At 47.3% G+C, this 17,114-nt stretch carries 13 protein-coding genes and 1 pseudogene; all 14 read left to right on the top strand.

Features of this window, described 5'->3' with window-relative positions:
• Positions 1-117 (top strand): annotated as a pseudogene (locus tag AC1S52_RS00125) (IS1 family transposase); the annotation flags it as partial.
• 37 nt (positions 118-154) lie between these two features.
• Positions 155-601, top strand: a complete 447-nt coding sequence (locus AC1S52_RS00120; RefSeq protein ID WP_482027010.1) for a hypothetical protein — start codon at positions 155-157, stop codon at positions 599-601.
• Between the two features lie 453 nt (positions 602-1,054).
• Complete coding sequence (locus tag AC1S52_RS00115; RefSeq protein WP_482027009.1) at positions 1,055-7,900, top strand: PAS domain-containing protein; 6,846 nt, start codon at positions 1,055-1,057, stop codon at positions 7,898-7,900.
• Complete coding sequence (locus AC1S52_RS00110) at positions 7,897-8,526, top strand: response regulator (RefSeq protein WP_482027008.1); 630 nt, start codon at positions 7,897-7,899, stop codon at positions 8,524-8,526. Before AC1S52_RS00115 ends, AC1S52_RS00110 begins: the two co-directional genes overlap by 4 nt.
• A 190-nt stretch (positions 8,527-8,716) precedes the next feature.
• Entirely contained in the window at positions 8,717-9,316 is a 600-nt protein-coding gene (locus AC1S52_RS00105; protein ID WP_482027007.1) for a DsbA family protein, read from the top strand.
• Positions 9,317-9,418: 102 nt separating this feature from the next.
• Positions 9,419-11,008 carry a GMC family oxidoreductase gene (locus AC1S52_RS00100; protein WP_482027006.1) on the top strand — a complete coding sequence of 530 codons (1,590 nt, stop codon included), beginning with the start codon at positions 9,419-9,421 and terminating at the stop codon, positions 11,006-11,008.
• Between the two features lie 84 nt (positions 11,009-11,092).
• Complete coding sequence (locus tag AC1S52_RS00095; RefSeq protein ID WP_482027005.1) at positions 11,093-12,049, top strand: SDR family NAD(P)-dependent oxidoreductase; 957 nt, start codon at positions 11,093-11,095, stop codon at positions 12,047-12,049.
• A gap of 15 nt (positions 12,050-12,064) precedes the next feature.
• Positions 12,065-12,580 carry an SgcJ/EcaC family oxidoreductase gene (locus tag AC1S52_RS00090; RefSeq protein WP_482027004.1) on the top strand — a complete coding sequence of 172 codons (516 nt, stop codon included), beginning with the start codon at positions 12,065-12,067 and terminating at the stop codon, positions 12,578-12,580.
• A 47-nt stretch (positions 12,581-12,627) separates the two neighbouring features.
• Complete coding sequence (locus AC1S52_RS00085; protein ID WP_482027003.1) at positions 12,628-13,272, top strand: MOSC domain-containing protein; 645 nt, start codon at positions 12,628-12,630, stop codon at positions 13,270-13,272.
• Positions 13,273-13,329: 57 nt separating this feature from the next.
• A complete protein-coding gene (locus AC1S52_RS00080; protein ID WP_482027002.1) occupies positions 13,330-14,199 on the top strand; it encodes an alpha/beta fold hydrolase in 870 nt (289 codons plus the stop codon).
• A gap of 84 nt (positions 14,200-14,283) precedes the next feature.
• Positions 14,284-15,279, top strand: coding sequence for an alpha/beta hydrolase (locus tag AC1S52_RS00075; RefSeq protein WP_482027001.1), 996 nt, complete (start codon positions 14,284-14,286; stop codon positions 15,277-15,279).
• 12 nt (positions 15,280-15,291) lie between these two features.
• Positions 15,292-15,681 (top strand): DUF6130 family protein, encoded by a 390-nt coding sequence (locus AC1S52_RS00070; RefSeq protein ID WP_482027000.1) that lies wholly within the window; start codon positions 15,292-15,294, stop codon positions 15,679-15,681.
• A 31-nt stretch (positions 15,682-15,712) separates the two neighbouring features.
• Positions 15,713-16,462: an SDR family NAD(P)-dependent oxidoreductase gene (locus tag AC1S52_RS00065; RefSeq protein WP_482026999.1), complete on the top strand. Its 750-nt coding sequence runs from the start codon at positions 15,713-15,715 to the stop codon at positions 16,460-16,462.
• Positions 16,463-16,512: 50 nt separating this feature from the next.
• Positions 16,513-16,992: an isochorismatase family protein gene (locus AC1S52_RS00060; protein WP_482026998.1), complete on the top strand. Its 480-nt coding sequence runs from the start codon at positions 16,513-16,515 to the stop codon at positions 16,990-16,992.
• Positions 16,993-17,114 lie beyond the last annotated feature (122 nt).

The following is a 17,114-nucleotide window of genomic DNA, read 5'->3' as shown; positions in this document are numbered from 1 at the left end:
CTTGCCCGGTTGCATCGCAAGACCTTGTGCTATTCCAAGTCCGTAGAAATGCTGAAGCACTCGATTCGCTTGCTACTACACTACCTCAAATTTGGTGATGTGCCCGTCCCGCAGTAAATCATATTTCTATTCAGCAACGCCAGCATTTCTACGTATGGCCGAGGTGTATGCGGCGCGGTCTGAAACCTGGATTGAGGAGTGGGAACAGGCATCGCGGGACCCAGTGGTGGAGCGGGGCTTTTTTGATGAGTTGGTGCGGCAGACGATGGCGGTCGATTTGAGTGAGTTGATGGAGCCTGCATCCCCCCGCAAGCAGCGAATCAAGAGGGAGACCGGGCAGGAAGGGTCGATCGTGGCAGAGATGGAGAAGTCGGTGGTGCTGGCGATGGTGGAGCAGATGGAGACGGATGCGGCGAAGAAAGAAGAGGTGTTGACGCACCCAGAGGGAGCAGCTTTGCTGTACGCACACGATGAGAATGTCTCTGCTTGGGTTGGGGCAATCAACGGGTGGCTACAGACGGCAACCGCAGATCAAGTGCTGTTCACTCAAAGACTAGCGGGCGAAGACCGCAGACGAACGACATGCCCAACACAAACATGAATTGCAGCGCCGCTACTCAGTTCTTATTACGCCAAAGCTGAAAACTCAAACGAGTAGCAGGGGCACCTCGATCGCAGCGACGGACAGATCGTACAAGACGTGCGCTTGCTGACCGCCCAGGTGGAGACCTTCAAAGTTCTGGGGGTACTTAACCTTCTAGATCCTGAGCGACAGGTTCGTGCGATCGATTCTGATGTTGAGCAGCTTCGCCACCGAGCTGTTTAGTTTAGCCATGACATCAAAGCCATCCTTAACCTCACTATTTCCGAGAAGATGACCCCGATCTAGGTGGTGCAGGCATGCTCGGCAAACTGGGGTTGAAGTTGACCTGTGTCGGACGAGATGTTGCACCCAATGTACGACGAAGGGATTCAAACGTGTTGTACTTACTAAAAGCTGCTGGGAGCCTATAATTAGCGCATGATTCACGGCACTCATCGCTAGGAAAGTTCTATGATTGCTTTGCCCGGAATCACTGCCCATAGCAAAATCTATGAGAGTTCAGCATCTCTGGTCTATCGGGGTATTAGAGGGGAAGATGGTCGTGCGATCATCGTCAAAATGCTCAAGCAAAACTATCCTTCTCCTCAAGAATTAACACGCTACCGACAGGAATATGAAATTACCCGCTCCCTCAACCTGGAAGGAGTGGTCAAGGCATACCGCCAGCAAGACTATCAACGCACGCTGGTTATTCTCTTAGAAGACTTTGGCGGTGAGTCCCTGGAGCAATGGATGCGGCAGCAATCAGGTTTCTGCCCAATGTCCTTACCTGCATTCCTGCGGCTGGCGATCTCACTCACCGATACTCTGGGCAATATTCACGCCAACAATATCATTCACAAAGATATTAATCCTGGCAACATCGTCTTTAACCCAGGTACGTGCGTTGTTAAAATTATTGACTTTGGGATTGCTACCCGTTTTAATCGCACGAATCCGACGTTTAAGAACCCTCATACCTTAGAAGGTACATTAGCCTACTTGTCTCCAGAACAAACCGGACGGATGAATCGCTCGCTCGATTACCGTACCGATTTTTACTCGCTCGGTGTAACGTTTTACGAACTTCTGACGGGATACTTACCTTTTCCTACCACAGATTTGCTGGAGCTAATCCATTGTCATATTGCCAAGCAACCTGTTCCACCTTGCGAGATGAATGCAACGATTCCCAAACTAGTTTCAGATATCATTTTGAAACTGATGGCGAAAAATGCGGAGGATCGCTATCAGAGTGCTTGGGGAATTAAAGCGGATTTAGAACATTGTTTGTGTCAACTGGAAGCAACAGGACGGATTGATGATGTCCAGCTAGGTCTTCAGGATGTTTCCGAGCAGTTTCAAATTCCCCAAAAATTGTACGGACGAGAAGCGGAAATTGCAGCATTATTGGCAGCGTTTGCCAGAGTAGCAGGGGGAGAGGGAGATGCGGAGAGAGATAATATTCCTGCGTCCTCGCGTCCTCGTGTCTCCGCGTCTTCTGCAATGATGTTAGTGTCTGGCTACGCTGGAATTGGGAAGTCAGCATTAGTGCAGGAACTCTATAAACCAATCACAGCAAAACGCGGCTATTTTATTTCTGGCAAGTTTGACCAGTTTCAGCGCGATATTCCCTATAGCGCGATCGCCCATGCCCTGCATAATTTGCTGCAACAACTGCTGGGTGAACCAGAGGAGCAATTGCAACTGTGGCGATCGCGGCTTCTCACTGCATTAGGAAGCAACGGACAAATCATCATTGATGTTATCCCAGAAATTGAGTTAATTCTTGGCAAGCAGCCTCCGATTACAGAGGTTGGAGCCACAGAAGCGCAAAACCGCTTTAATCGTGTCTTTCAACAGTTTTTACGAGTGTTTTGCTCGGAAGAACATCCGCTTGTCATTTTCCTGGATGATTTGCAATGGATTGACTCTGCCACATTAAAGTTAATTGAACTGATGTTGCTCGATGAACAAACTCAATCTCTATTCTTAATTGGGGCATATCGAGACAATGAAGTCCCTCAAACTCATCCACTCTCGTTGACCTTAAAGAGCTTACGGAAACGAGTCGTGCTGCATGAGATTGTTTTAACATCTCTGACGCTGGAGCCACTCCAACAGTTGATTGCTGAGACGCTTCATCAGGATACTGACGCGGTGGATTCCCTCGCTCAGTTGGTGTTGCGTAAAACTGACGGTAATCCTTTCTTTGTGGGTGAGTTCCTGCGATCGCTATACAGTGAAAATCTCTTACAATTCAGTGCAGAGCGTCTAAATTGGCAGTGGCATAACGCTCAGATTGAAGCTCAGAACATTACGGATAACGTGGTGGAGTTGCTGCTAAGCAAGTTGAAGAAACTTCCAGAGGCAACACAGCAGCTTCTTCAATTAGCGGCTTGTATAGGGGCTGAATTTGATTTAGAAACGTTGGCGATTGTATGTGATCAATCACCGACAACTGTTTTTCAAAGCTTGTTAACAGCAGTACAACTTGGATTTATTCAACCACTTTCTGAATTGGATGAAAACTTGTTAGTTCAAAAGTATAAGTTCTCACACGATCGCGTTCAACAAGCTGCTTATACCTTAATTGATGAGTCGCAGAAACAGGTTGTTCATCTCCAAATCGGTCGCAATCTGCTTAAAAAGACTTTGTCAGAAACACTTTTAGACTGGCTGTTTGTAGTCGTAGATCACCTCAATCATGGAATTGAACTGGTCAGTGATCAAGCTGAGCGAGGTGAAATTGCTAAATTAAATTTAATGGCAGGACAAAAGGCCAAGGGAGCGATCGCGTATAGTACGGCAAGAAACTATTTAGCTACAGGCAGACAATGGCTAAAAGCCTCTAGCTGGCAAACAAATCATGACTTAACTTTAGATTTATATGTAGAAACGACAGAAGTTGCGTATCTATGTGGTGAGTTTGAGCAGGTAGAATACTGGGCAGCGATTGTTTTGCAGCAGGCTAAAACTAGCCTGGATAGCGCAAAAGCGTACGAAGTCAAAATTCAAAGTTACATCGCACAAAATCAGCTATTAGAAGCAATTAATAGTGGATTGCAAGTGTTGCAACCACTAGAAATTAGTTTTCCTGAACAGCCAAGCCAGTCAGATATTCAGCTTGGATTAGACGCAATCTCATGCCTTCTCAGGGAGAAATCAATTGAGAACTTGAGTCATTTGCCAGAAATGACCGAGCCCGACAAGTTAGTAGCGATGCGAATCTTATCCAGCATCACAATTGCTGCTTATAGTGCGGCTCCAGCTTTGATGCCGCTATTGATATCTAAACAAGTCAGCTTGTCATTCAAACATGGAAATGCGTTTGCATCTCCCTTTGTTTACGCCAACTTTGGATTAATTCTGTGTGGGAAGGTCGGAGACGTTGAGACGGGTTACGAGTTTGGACAGTTAGCTTTAAGACAGTTGTCACAACCTAAGCCCCATCCACTCAAAGCTAGAACCTTGGTCATCGTAAATACCTTTATCATTCATTGGAAAGATCATCTGAGAGACACATTGCACCCCTTACTAGAAGCTTATCAAAGTGGGTTAGAAACCGGAGATTTAGAGTTCGCCGCCTATGCCGCTCACTCTTATTGCTTTAACTCATATGCTGTCGGAAGCGAACTTGTAGAGGTTGCCCATGAGATGGCGACATACAACGAAGCAATTCGTCACATCAAACAGGAAACAGCACTAACCTGGAATCAAATATTTCAGCAGGCGATCGCCAATTTGATGGGATGCTCAGTCGATCCAACACGTCTAGTTGGCAAATTCTACAATGAAGAGAATGGATTATCACAACATGAAGCAGCAAATGATGGAACTGCAATCTTTAATGTCTATTTCAATAAACTTTTTCTATACTACCTATTTTCTGAGTATACTCTGTCCGTTGAAAAATCAACTCTGGCGGAATGTTATTTAATCCGAGTAACAGGCTCACCTCTGAGTCCTTTCTACTATCTATATGATGCTTTGGCAAGACTCGCAATATACTCCGAAAGCAACGCTCAAGCACAGGAGGAAATTCTCAAAAAAGTTGCGATTAGTCAGGAGAGAATGAAGCAATGGGCACATTATGCGCCTATGAATTATTTGCATAAATATTATTTAGTACAAGCCGAGACTGCGCGAGTTTTGGGTCAGTGGTTTGAGGCAGAAGAATTATATGAACAAGCAATTTCGGGAGCGAGAGACAACGAGTATCTTCAGGAGGAAGCTTTAGCCTATGAATTAGCTGCTAAACATTATCTAACGCGAGGCAGAGAAAAAATTGCCCAAACCTACATGAAGGAAGCTCACTACTGCTATCAGCGTTGGGGAGCTACAGCAAAGGTTAGAGATCTAGAAACTCGTTATCCACAGTTTTTTCCTCCGCCATCTAACAGGATTTCCACACCAACTCACACCACGACTGAAACGACTTCTCATGCGTCACATACCGCTTTCGATTTAGTGACAGTCTTGAAAGCCTCTCAAGCGATTTCCCGTGAGATTGAACTGGAGCAATTGCTCACTTCGTTAATGCAGATCTTAATTGAGAATGCCGGGGCACAGGCGGGGTACTTGATTTTAGAGAGTTTAGGAGAATGGGTCATTGAGGCAGCTTATGAACTTCATGAAGAGGAGAAGGCTGGCGCTACACAAGTGCTACAGTCTATTTCAATGACAAATCGTCTACCTGAATCGATCGTGCAGTATGTCATTCGGACTCATGCAACGGTTCTCTTAAATGCTGCAACTCGTGAAGATCGTTTTATTCATGATCCCTATATTCAACAAAACCAAGTTCAATCACTGCTTTGTTTACCCCTGTTGAATCAGAACAAATTGGTCGGCGTATTGTATTTAGAAAATCAACTCGCAACTGGAGTATTCACGCCGGAGCGATCGCAAGTTTTACATCTGTTATCCACTCAAGCGGCGATCGCGATCGAAAATGCCAAACTCTACTCAAAGCTACGCAACAGCGAAAGTAAAATGGCTCAATTTCTAGAAGCGGTTCCGGTTGGGATTGGAGTATTAGATGCAGCAGGTCACATTTACTACGTCAATCAACGGGGAATTCAGCTAATGGGCAAAGGCGTTGATCCTGCCGCGACACCGGATCAAATCCCAGAAGTTTATCAATTTTATCTGGTTGGAACAGAGCAAAACTATCCAACTGAGAAACTACCCATCGTTCGGGCATTGAGCGGCGAACGTACCACAGTTGACGATCTCGAAATTCACCAGAACGACAAAATCATTCCAGTTGAGGTATGGGGCACTCCTATTTTTGACGAGCAGGGCAATGTGGCTTATGCGATCGCAGCTTTTCAAGACATCACCGAGCGCAAACAAACAGAACACCTTTTAGCCAATTACAACCGCACCTTAGAAGAACAAGTCACAGAACGAACAACCGCATTACAGGCAAGTGAAACTGCACTACGTCGCCGAGAACAGGAATTACGACTGATCACTGACGCTCTCCCGGTATGTATCAGCTACGTGAATATTAACCAACTCTACTGCTTTGTTAACCGTACTTATGAGGATTGGTTTGGACGTAATCGAGATCAAATTTTAGGTAAGCATATCCGTGAAATTCTGGGTGAGCGGGCTTATCAAGTGATTGAACCCTATGTCAATCAGGTTTTTGAAGGGCAAACTGCAACGCTGGAAGTAGAAATGCCTTTGCCATCTGGTAAAAGATATATTAGTGCCACCTTGATCCCTGATTTTGATGCCAATGCCCAAGTCAGAGGATTCTATGCTTTAAACACAGATATTAGCCATCACAAAAAAGCAGAAGAAGTGTTGCGCCAGTCTGAGGCTCAGTTTCGGGAACAGGCAATCCTCTCCGCTTTTCGTGCCGATGTGGACAGTGCCCTTGCTCAAAGTGATAGTTTGTCCTTGATGCTGCATCGCTGTGTGGAAGCCATTGTTAAGCACGTTAATGCTGCATTTGCTCGGATTTGGACGCTAAATAAAGACGAGAATGTTTTAGAGTTACAAGCCAGTGCGGGAATGTATACCCGTCTTGACGGCGCGTACAGCCGAGTTTCCATCGGTAGATTCAAAGTTGGGCGAGTTGCTCAGGATCGCTGTCCTCTATTGACCAATAATGTGTTTGATGAGCCATCCATTGATCAAGCATGGGCAGAACGAGAAGGGATGGTGGCATTTGCAGGCTATCCAATCTTACTGGACGAGCAGCTTGTTGGCGTGATCGCGATGTTTACTCGACACCCCATTCCGTTGTCTAACTTTGAGGCGTTGGAGTTTGCGGCTCGCGAGATTGCATTAGGAATTAGACGCAAACAGGCAGAAGTTGCGTTGCAAGCCTCTGAAGCAGAACTTCGTGCACTCTTTTCAGCCATGCCCGATCCCCTCTTTGAGGTGGATGTAGAAGGGCGTATTTTGAGAGCAAACCTGATCGAGTCAGAGAAATTATATAAACCGGTTGATGAGCAGGTGGGGCGAACGTTACACGAAATTTTTGAGCGATCGCAAGCTGATACATTTCTTGGCTATGTTCGACAAGCCTTGAACACTCAGCAGCCTTTAACGGTTGAGTATAGCTTGATGATGGGAGAGCGGAAAACCTGGTTTGCAACTCGCATTTCACCCATATCAAAACAGTCTGTCATTTGGCTGGCAAGAGATATTACGGATCGCAAACGTGCCGAAGAAGCCTCAATTTTGGAGGAACGTAACCGCATGGCACGCGAAATCCATGATACGCTGGCGCAAGCCTTTACGGGAATTTTGGTTCACATGGGAACCGTTTCTCGATTGGTGACTACTAACCCCGACGCAATTCAAACCCACATTAACACGGTGCGAGATCTGGCTCGCAGTGGGCTAACAGAAGCACGACGATCGGTTGCGGCACTCCGTCCCCAATTGCTAGAAGATGGCAATCTCTGGACAGCACTAGAACGATTTGTCGCGACGCTGCAATCTTCAACTGAAACCAGCTTAATCTGTGAGATTATCGGTACGCCCTATGTCCTACCCGCTGAAACAGAAAACAACCTTTTAAGGATTGCCCAGGAAGCATTTACCAATGCGGTCAGGTATGCCAACGCAACCGAAATTCGGATTGAGTTAGTGTATGAATCGACGCAATGCTTCTTGCAAATTAGAGACAACGGGCAAGGGTTTGAAGCGAACCCTACAATCTTAAATCGGGGGTTTGGCTTATTGGGGATGACCGAACGAGCGGAACGCATTGGAGCACAGCTCTCGATCGAGAGCCGATTGGGGCAGGGAACCGAAGTGAGCATATCCGTAAATCGGGAGGCATCAGTATGAGTCAGTCTGCAACAATCCGCGTTTTACTGGTTGACGATCATGCTATTGTCCGACAGGGATTAGCCGCAATGATTGAGAATGAGCCGGATATGACGGTGGTAGGTCAAGCAGGGGATGGCTCGGAAGCGATCGCCCTCTACCGACGCCTCAACCCTGATGTCACCTTGATGGACTTACAGATGCCGCAGATGAGTGGTGCTGATGCAACATTAGCCATCTGTGCTGAATTTGCCCATGCTCGCATTATCATACTAACCACGTATGATGGCGATGAGGATATTTATCGAGCACTACGTGCCGGATCCAAGGGTTATTTACTTAAGGATGCCGAACCGGATGCACTGCTCAATGCGATTCAACTTGTCCACAGTGGACAACAATATATCCCTTCTGAAGTTGCTGCCAAGTTAGTGCAACGGATGAACGTCCCAGAATTGAGCGATCGCGAACAAGAAGTTGTGCGCCAGATGGCGTTGGGCTTGAGTAATCATGATATTGGTGCGGCTTTAAATATTACCGAGAGTACGGTCAAGTTCCACATCAACCGAATTTTGAGCAAATTAGGTGTGAGCGATCGTACACAAGCAGTGATTACTGCCCTCAAGCGGGGACTTGCCAAGTTGTGACATCAAGGAGAACTGAACTTAAGTTCGGTTGAGAACTCGTTGCAGAGATAGCGAGCAACTGTTGTTTCATCCCTTCAATCACTCAACTCTGAGTTGGCGACAGATCTGTATGAATTGCATAGGCTAAAAGCATACAAATAACGGAGGCAGCAGGAATCACAGACAGGAATCATGGTAATCCTTCAATGCCGTGAAAACTCCTTTTGCTCGTATGTCCGATGATCTGATGGACCAAAATAATCATCTTAATCAACTCCTGGTTCTACCCTCACAACGGGATCACTACCAAGGGGTACTCAACGCCCCAATCGTACTGGTGGAGTATGGAACCTATCAATGCCCTCAATGTAGAGAAGCTCATCAGTTGATTCAGGAAATTCAGCAACATTTTAGTTCTGAGTTTCCTAAGAAGAATTTACTCTGTGTCGTATTTCGTCATTTTATTGATGAGCATTCAGCCTATCCTCAAGCTCAAAAAGCAGCAAAGGTAGCGGAAGCAGCAGCAGCACAAGGTCAATTTTGGCAAATGCACGATATGCTGTTTACTCATCAAGAAGCATTAGACGACGGCTATCTTGTCGAGTATGCCAACCGTCTAGGACTCGATATTTGCCAGTTTCTTCAAGATTTATCTAAACAAGTACACGTCGATCGCATCAATCAAGATATTGAAGGTGGATTAGAAAGTGGAGTAACGGCTGCCCCAGCTTTGTTTATTAATGGAATCCGGTATCGTGATCGCTGGAATACTGAACAATTGATGGCAGCTATTACAACTGCAAGTCATTAAGCTTTTTGCTCTTTAACCTTTCTACCGAAATTGCGGATGAGATTTTGAGTTCATCATTTTCTTCTGATTACGTTTCTCCTTACAAATAATAGAGAAAAATTTATGGCCCATTATGACTACGTTGTGATTGGTGCAGGTTCAGCAGGCTGCGTGGTCGCCAACCGTCTGACCGAAGACAGTGAAACAACCGTGTTACTCCTCGAAGCGGGCAACCCCGATACGAAACCAGAGATTCACATTCCGGCAGCGTGTCTCAGTCTGCTAGGCTCTGAGGTGGACTGGGGCTATTTCTCTGAACCCGAACCCTACCTGAATCACCGCAAAATCTTTTGTCCCCGTGGCAAAGTCCTGGGGGGTAGTAGTTCGATCAATATCATGATTTATATGCGGGGTAATGCTCATGATTATGACCACTGGCAATCATTGGGAAATCCCGGTTGGAGTTATCAAGATGTGTTGCCCTACTTTAAGAAATCGGAACACCAACAACGTGGCGCATCCGATTTTCACGGAGTCGATGGAGAGTTGAGTGTCACCGATCCGATTGCACCCACTGTGGTATCTCAACGATTTGTAGACGCAGCAGTGACACTGGGATATGTCCACAATCCGGATATCAATGGCGCGCAGCAGGAAGGGGCAGGACTCTATCAGGTAACGATCAAAGATGGTAAGCGACATAGTACTGCTGCTGCTTTCCTTGTGCCCATTCTCCAACGTCCCAATTTAACAGTCACGACAGGAGCGTTGGTGACTCGCTTGTTATTTGAGGGTACTCGCACCGTTGGGGTGGAATACCTGCACGAAGGTACGCTGCACCAGGTTAGGGTCAACCACGAAGTGATTTTAAGTGCGGGCACGTTTGATTCGCCCAAGCTGCTCATGCTTTCTGGTATTGGAGATGCAGAACACCTGAAAGCGATCGGAATTCCTATCGTGGCTGATTTGCCGGGTATGGGTCAAAACCTGCAAGATCACCCTGTTGTGCCTGTAGCACACGAGGCAACTCAGGATTTACACCCAGCAAGCACCAGTAGTATCGGTGAAGCTAACTTATTTTTGCATACTGAGGCACATCCGAATGCTGCGCCAGATTTACAGTTTCTCTTTGGTCCCGTTGTATTGGCACCACCTGGTTATACCCACTCTGGTTTAGGATTCACAAGTTTCGTTTGTTTGACTCATCCCCAAAATATTGGCAGTGTCAGTTTGCGATCGCCCGACCCCAAAGATACACCCAAGTTTAAGATGAACTTTCTTCAAAGTGAAGCGGATATGCAAAAGCTTGTTGTCGGAATTAAATTACTCCGTAACGTGTTTAGTGCAAGTCCTTTGGATGAGTTTCGCGGTCAGGAAATTGCTCCGGGTGCCAACAAACAGAGTAATGCAGCGCTCGTTGCTTACGTCCGGGAGACTTGCAGCACCGTGTGGCATCCGGTCGGCACTTGCAAAATGGGCACTGACCCAATGGCAGTTGTAGACCCCGAACTGCGGGTACATGGAATTGAGGGGTTGCGGGTTGTGGATGCCTCCATCATGCCAACGATTACCACAGGCAATACGAACGCACCGACCATCATGATCGGTGAGAGGGCAGCAGATTTCATTAAAGCAGGTCGCACAGCGCAAACGGTTCTCAGAGATGCCGAAAATCAGGCGTGTTCAGCTATTTACAATAGCGATCGTCTTTAACCAAGCGTAGGTCATCACGCCCGTCGAGGGGTTATTGGTCGATATCAGGCAAACAGAACACTCGTCCTCTGTAAGGAACACACAATGGCACTCATTACAACACCATTCGGACGGCATTCCACCGCTGCTGAAGTAGTAAAAGGAATTGATCTTTCCGGCAAACGGGTGATCGTCACGGGAGCCGCATCGGGCATCGGCATAGAAACAGCACGGGCACTGGCTCAAACTGGAGCGATCGTCACACTAGCGGTGCGTAATACCGATGCTGGAGCACAAGTCGCGGCTGACATTACGGCTACTACTGGAAACCAGAATATTCATGTTGCTCCGCTTGATTTAAGCGATCGCAACTCGATCGCCAACTTCATCGCCGCATGGGACAAACCACTGCACATTCTCGTGAATAATGCAGGGGTAATGGCACTGCCCGAACAACGCACACCTGAAGGTTGGGAGATGCAGTTTGCCACCAACTATCTGGGGCACTTTGCCCTGGCACTCGGACTCCAAGACGCTCTCGCTGCTGATGGTGCTGCCCGGATCGTATCGGTTAGTTCTAGTGCACATCTGATCTCACCCATTGTGTTCGATGATATTCACTTCATGTTCCGTCCGTATGATCCGTGGTTGGCGTATGGACAATCTAAAACTGCAAATATTCTCTTTGCCGTGGGTGCTACTGCCCATTGGTTCAAGGATGGTATTACCGCTAATGCTTTGATGCCCGGTGCGATCGCCACGAACCTCCAACGTCATACGGGCGATCTTAAAAGTCCACCTGAGCGGCAAAAGACACCCGCACAGGGTGCGGCAACATCTGTCCTGCTGGCTACCTCTCCGCTCCTGAAGGGTATCGGCGGACGCTATTTTGAGGACTGCAACGAAGCTGCGATCGTCACCAGAGGAAACAGCTATATGAGCGGTGTTGCTCCTTACGCCTTAAACCCAGACAACGCCGACCGCCTCTGGGATGACTCACAGAAAATATTTGCAGATTTCACAACACCCTTCATGCCCCTTGAAAGCAGGTCTATTACTTAAAAGGAAACCAAAACTATGACTTCACAAATAGCTCAAACCACCACTTCTGCTGACGAGTCGGCAATCCGTGCTGTCCTTCGCCAGATGATTGATGCCTGGAATCGAGGTAGCGGCGAAGGCTTTGCTGCCCCGTTCAGCGAAACTGCCGATTTCCTCACGTTCGAGGGCACGCATATTAAAGGTCGAAAAGAAATCGCTGCATTTCATCAGCAAGCATTCGATACGGTCGTTAAAGGAACACGTCTGGAGGGTGAGGTAAATTTCGTCCGCTTTGTGAACTCGCAACTCGCGCTCATGCACGTCGTGATCAGGGTAATACTAGCCGGACAAACCAAAACTTCACCGTCACGAGATTCACTACCGCTCTACGTCGTCACGAAAGGCGACGAAGGTTGGCAGATCGAAGGGCTGCTCAATACCCGGAAGTTAACGCTAGAACGTCAATTCTTCTTAGACGACTTTGACTCACTGAGCGCAGAAGATCAACATCAAGTAACCGGCTTCGTTGCAGGTCTCAAGCAGCAGCAGTAAGCAGATCTAGCACAGATTTAAAGCTGTCCAAAACTTTGGAGCTGAACATGAAAATAATTTCTGTCAATGTTGGACTACCACGAGAAGTGAACTGGAAAGGGAGAATCGTTAGCACTGGAATTTTCAAAGAGCCAGTCATAGATCGAGTGATGGTGCGATCGCTCAACTTGGATGGAGATGGGCAAGCAGATCTCACTGTTCATGGTGGTTTAGAAAAAGCCGTTTATGTCTATCCGTTTGAGCATTACGACTACTGGCGCACTGAATTGCCTGACACAGACTTAACAATGGGCAATTTTGGTGAAAATTTCACCACTACTGGGCTGAAAGAAGAGGACTTGAATATTGGCGATCTCTTCCAGATCGGCAGTGTGGAACTCATGGTAACGCAACCGCGAATGCCCTGCTACAAACTTGGGATTCGATTTGGGAGAGCGGATATGGTGAAACGCTTCCTCGCCAGTCGTCGCACCGGATTTTACTTTCGGGTTTTGCAAGAGGGCGAAGTCGTCGCCGGAGACACTTTAGCGCTAATGAGCCGGGATGAGAATAATATCACAGTTGCTGATATCACTCAGTTGTATACCCATGAGAAAAACGATCCAGAGTTATTGCAACGTGCGACTCAATTAGAAGCATTACCTGAAAGTTGGCGTGACTACTTCCAAGAGCAGGTTCGTCGTGTGAGATAGATCAACCTGCTGTTAAACATCGCCATTGGACTTTATACACTTACAAGGAGTAATCCCATGACTACATATCGCACCGTTTCGATCGATGGTTTAGACATCTTCTACCGTGAAGTGGGTTCTCGTGATAATCCGACCATTCTGCTATTACACGGATTTCCAACGTCGTCTCATATGTTCCGCAATCTCATACCCGCACTTGCAGATAAATTCCATCTTGTTGCTCCCGACTATCCGGGTTACGGCAACAGTTCGATGCCAACTGTGAACGAATTTGACTACACATTTGACCATCTAACTGAGATTGTAGAGAAGTTTATTACTGCGATCGATCTGAAGAAATACAGTCTTTATGTTATGGATTACGGCGCACCCATTGGCTACCGCATTGCAGCAAAATATCCAGAGCGAGTGCAATCTTTGATTGTGCAAAATGGCAATGCTTATGAGGAAGGTCTACGCGAATTTTGGGAGCCAATCAAGGCATACTGGCAAGAGCGATCGCCGGAGAATGCAGAGAAACTCAAATATCTTGTCACCCTGGAAGCCACAAAATGGCAATACACCAACGGGGTTCGCAATCCTGAAGCGATCAGTCCGGATACCTGGACGATGGATCAACTCTTCCTCGATCGCCCTGGCAACGAAGAGATTCAACTGGCGTTGTTCTACAGCTATGGCACCAATCCACCGCTCTATCCCCAATGGCAAGAGTATTTCCGCAAATATCAGCCACCAACCTTAATTGTTTGGGGTAAGAACGACTACATCTTCCCTGCCGAAGGTGCTTATCCCTATCAACGTGACCTGAAAGACGTTGAGTTCCATTTACTCGATACCGGACATTTTGCACTAGAGGAAGAGGGAGAGGCGATCGCAAATTACATCACTCAATTTCTTGTGTCACGACTGCAACCTGTTCCTGCCTAATCAACCATTAATGAACACTGCCAAGTTCATTGTCTTAACAGTGAGTTCAACAAACTATTCCCTACTTATCCTAAGGAGAACATCATGGTTGCTCAAATCAATTCACCAGCAGTAAACGTTTTAGAAGTCGCAGATGATCCGCGTCTTTCCAGAAAAACGAAGGAATTTTTGAAAGCGCTAAATTCAGGGGGTGTGGGCTTAGAAACCTTATCTCCACTCGAAGCGCGTCAAGTCCTCGTGGATGGACAAGCTTCCGTGACCGTAGACCTCTCCGGCATTGAGGAATCTGAGAAGACGATTACCGCTGACGGTTACACAATTACGCTCAATATCGTGCGTCCTGAAGGAGTTCAAGGTATATTACCCGTTTTCATCTTTATTCATGGTGGCGGTTGGGTGCTGGGTGATTATCCAACCCATCAACGCATGGTTCGCGATCTCGTCGTGCTTTCAGGATTTGCGGCTGTCTTTGTCAACTACACTCGCACGCCAGATGCTCAATATCCCCAAGCAATCAACGAGATCTACGCTGCGACCAAATGGGTTGCCGAGCATGGTGATGAGATTGGAGTTGACGGCAAAAAGCTGGCAGTTGTCGGCAATAGTGTCGGCGGCAACATGTCAACAGTTACTACATTGATGGCAAAAGAAAAGGGAGGTCCACACATCAAGCTGCAAATCCTGTTCTGGCCCATTGTAGACGCTGATTTTGAAACGAATTCCTATCATCAATTTGGTGACAAACGTTTTCTGACCGTACCGACGATGAAGTGGATGTATGACATGTACATCGCTGATCCAGAGAAACGCAAAGACATCTATGCCTCTCCCCTGCGGGCGACTGTTGAGCAACTGAAAGGCTTACCTCCAGCGTTAGTCGTAGTTGCGGAAAGCGATATTTTACACGACGAAGGCACAGCCTATGGACGCAAGCTCAATGAAGCCGGAGTAGATGTGACGCTCGTGCAGTACGACGGCATGATTCACGACTTTGGATTGCTGAATGGTTTAGCCGAACTGCCAGCAACCCGTTCTCTTTTCGTTCAAGCTGCCGCTGAATTGAAGAAACATCTGCAATAGAAGGTGACAGCTGTGGACAATTACATCCCAAGCGCCAAGGATATTGTCGGTCCATCTCCACTGATCGCGATCGCAAACGAACCACCCGCCAAGCTGGTTGTCGATCCGCCACTTTCCGAACCGTTGTCTCAAGGTCGCGTCTTCATCCAGTATCGGACGGAGAACTTGCGGATGCTGCCCGTGTTCGGTAAAGGTGCCCTTGATGTATCGCCGCGCGTTGGTCATATCCACATTACGGTTGATGACTCGCCCTGGCACTTTGTTGACACCAGTGGTGAAACGATCATTCTGGTCGTACTGGAACCTGGTTTACACAAGGTGTTAATCGAACTAGCCGACCCCACACATAACGTAATCACCAGCGAAACCGTGATGTTCACGGTGCCCAATTTGAGGCGATGAATCAGCGTTCATCAAATAAGGATTTACCATCATGAGAAAACTAGAAGGAAAGATTGCTCTTGTTACTGGTGGCAGCAGCGGTATTGGTCTTGCCACTGCCAAACGCTTTGTCGCCGAAGGCGCGTATGTTTTTATCACGGCTCGTCGCCAGCCTGAACTCGATGCTGCCGTAAAAGAGATCGAAAAAAACGTCACAGGTGTTCAGAGTGATGTTTCCAATCTGGAAGACCTCGATCGCCTGTTCGCCACAATCCAGCAAGACCAAGGACACCTCGATGTGATCTTTGCCAATGCTGGTGGTGGAGAAATTGCCCCACTCGGAGCCATCACTGAAGAACACTTTGATAAAACGTTCAACACAAACGTCAAAGGTCTGCTATTCACCGTGCAGAAGGTATTGCCGCTGCTGCCAGAGGGTGCTTCTATCATTTTGAACGCCTCCACTGCTTCTACAGTGGGTACTCCAGCATTCAGCGTTTATAGTGCCACCAAAGCCGCTGTGCGATCGTTTGCCCGGAATTGGACACTCGACCTGAAAGAGCGCAAGATTCGGGTAAATGCCATTAGTCCTGGTGTGATTCCAACTTCTGGCTACAATCACCTGGGATTAAGTGATGAGCAGGTGCAGGAGTTCATAGATAGCCAAGCTGCCAACATCCCTTTAGGACGAGTCGGCACACCTGATGAGATTGCCAAGGCTGTTGTTTTTCTCGCATCAGACGACAGCAGCTTTGTGAACGGCATCGAACTATTTGTTGATGGCGGTATGGCACAGATTTGAGATGCCCGAAAGGCGAGCGCAAAGAGCAATTAATAACCAAGAGAAAAACAGTGAATATTAACAAGAATGACACCGCAATCGTCATTATCGATCCTCAGAACGATGTTCTGAACGAAAAGGGGGTTTCCTGGCACTTGGTTAGTAACAGTGTTAAGGAGAATAGAACCGTTGAGAACATTGAGCATATTTTCAAAGCCGCAAAGCAGCATGGATTTGAGGTTTTTATCTCCCCCCACTATTACTACCCCACCGACTATGGTTGGAACTTTGCCGGAACCGTAGAGCGCATGATGTTGGAGTCCAGAGAATTTGATCGCAAGGGTGCATTGAGCCTGGATGGTCTCTTAGGATCGGGTGCAGACTGGCTCGATCGCTACAAGCCTTTCATTGAGGACGGCAAGACGATTGTGGTTAGTCCCCATAAAGCGTATGGACCGCAAAGCAATGACCTCGTTTTGCAACTGCGGAAGCGCAACATCAGCAAAGTTATTCTGCTGGGGATGTTAGCCAATAGACTTGTTGCGGAATAAGGGATAATCGAAAGGACTTCATCGAGTATGAGCCAGCATGATCAACCTCCATCGTGCGTTGAGTAACGACCGTCTGCTGCGTGCTCTGACAGGTCTAAATCGGCAAGCCTTTGATGAGCTAT

Source organism: Kovacikia sp. CALU 1929, from assembly GCF_056784235.1.
Note: the sequence above shows the minus strand (reverse complement) of the source record. Positions and strands in the feature narration are given on the sequence as shown.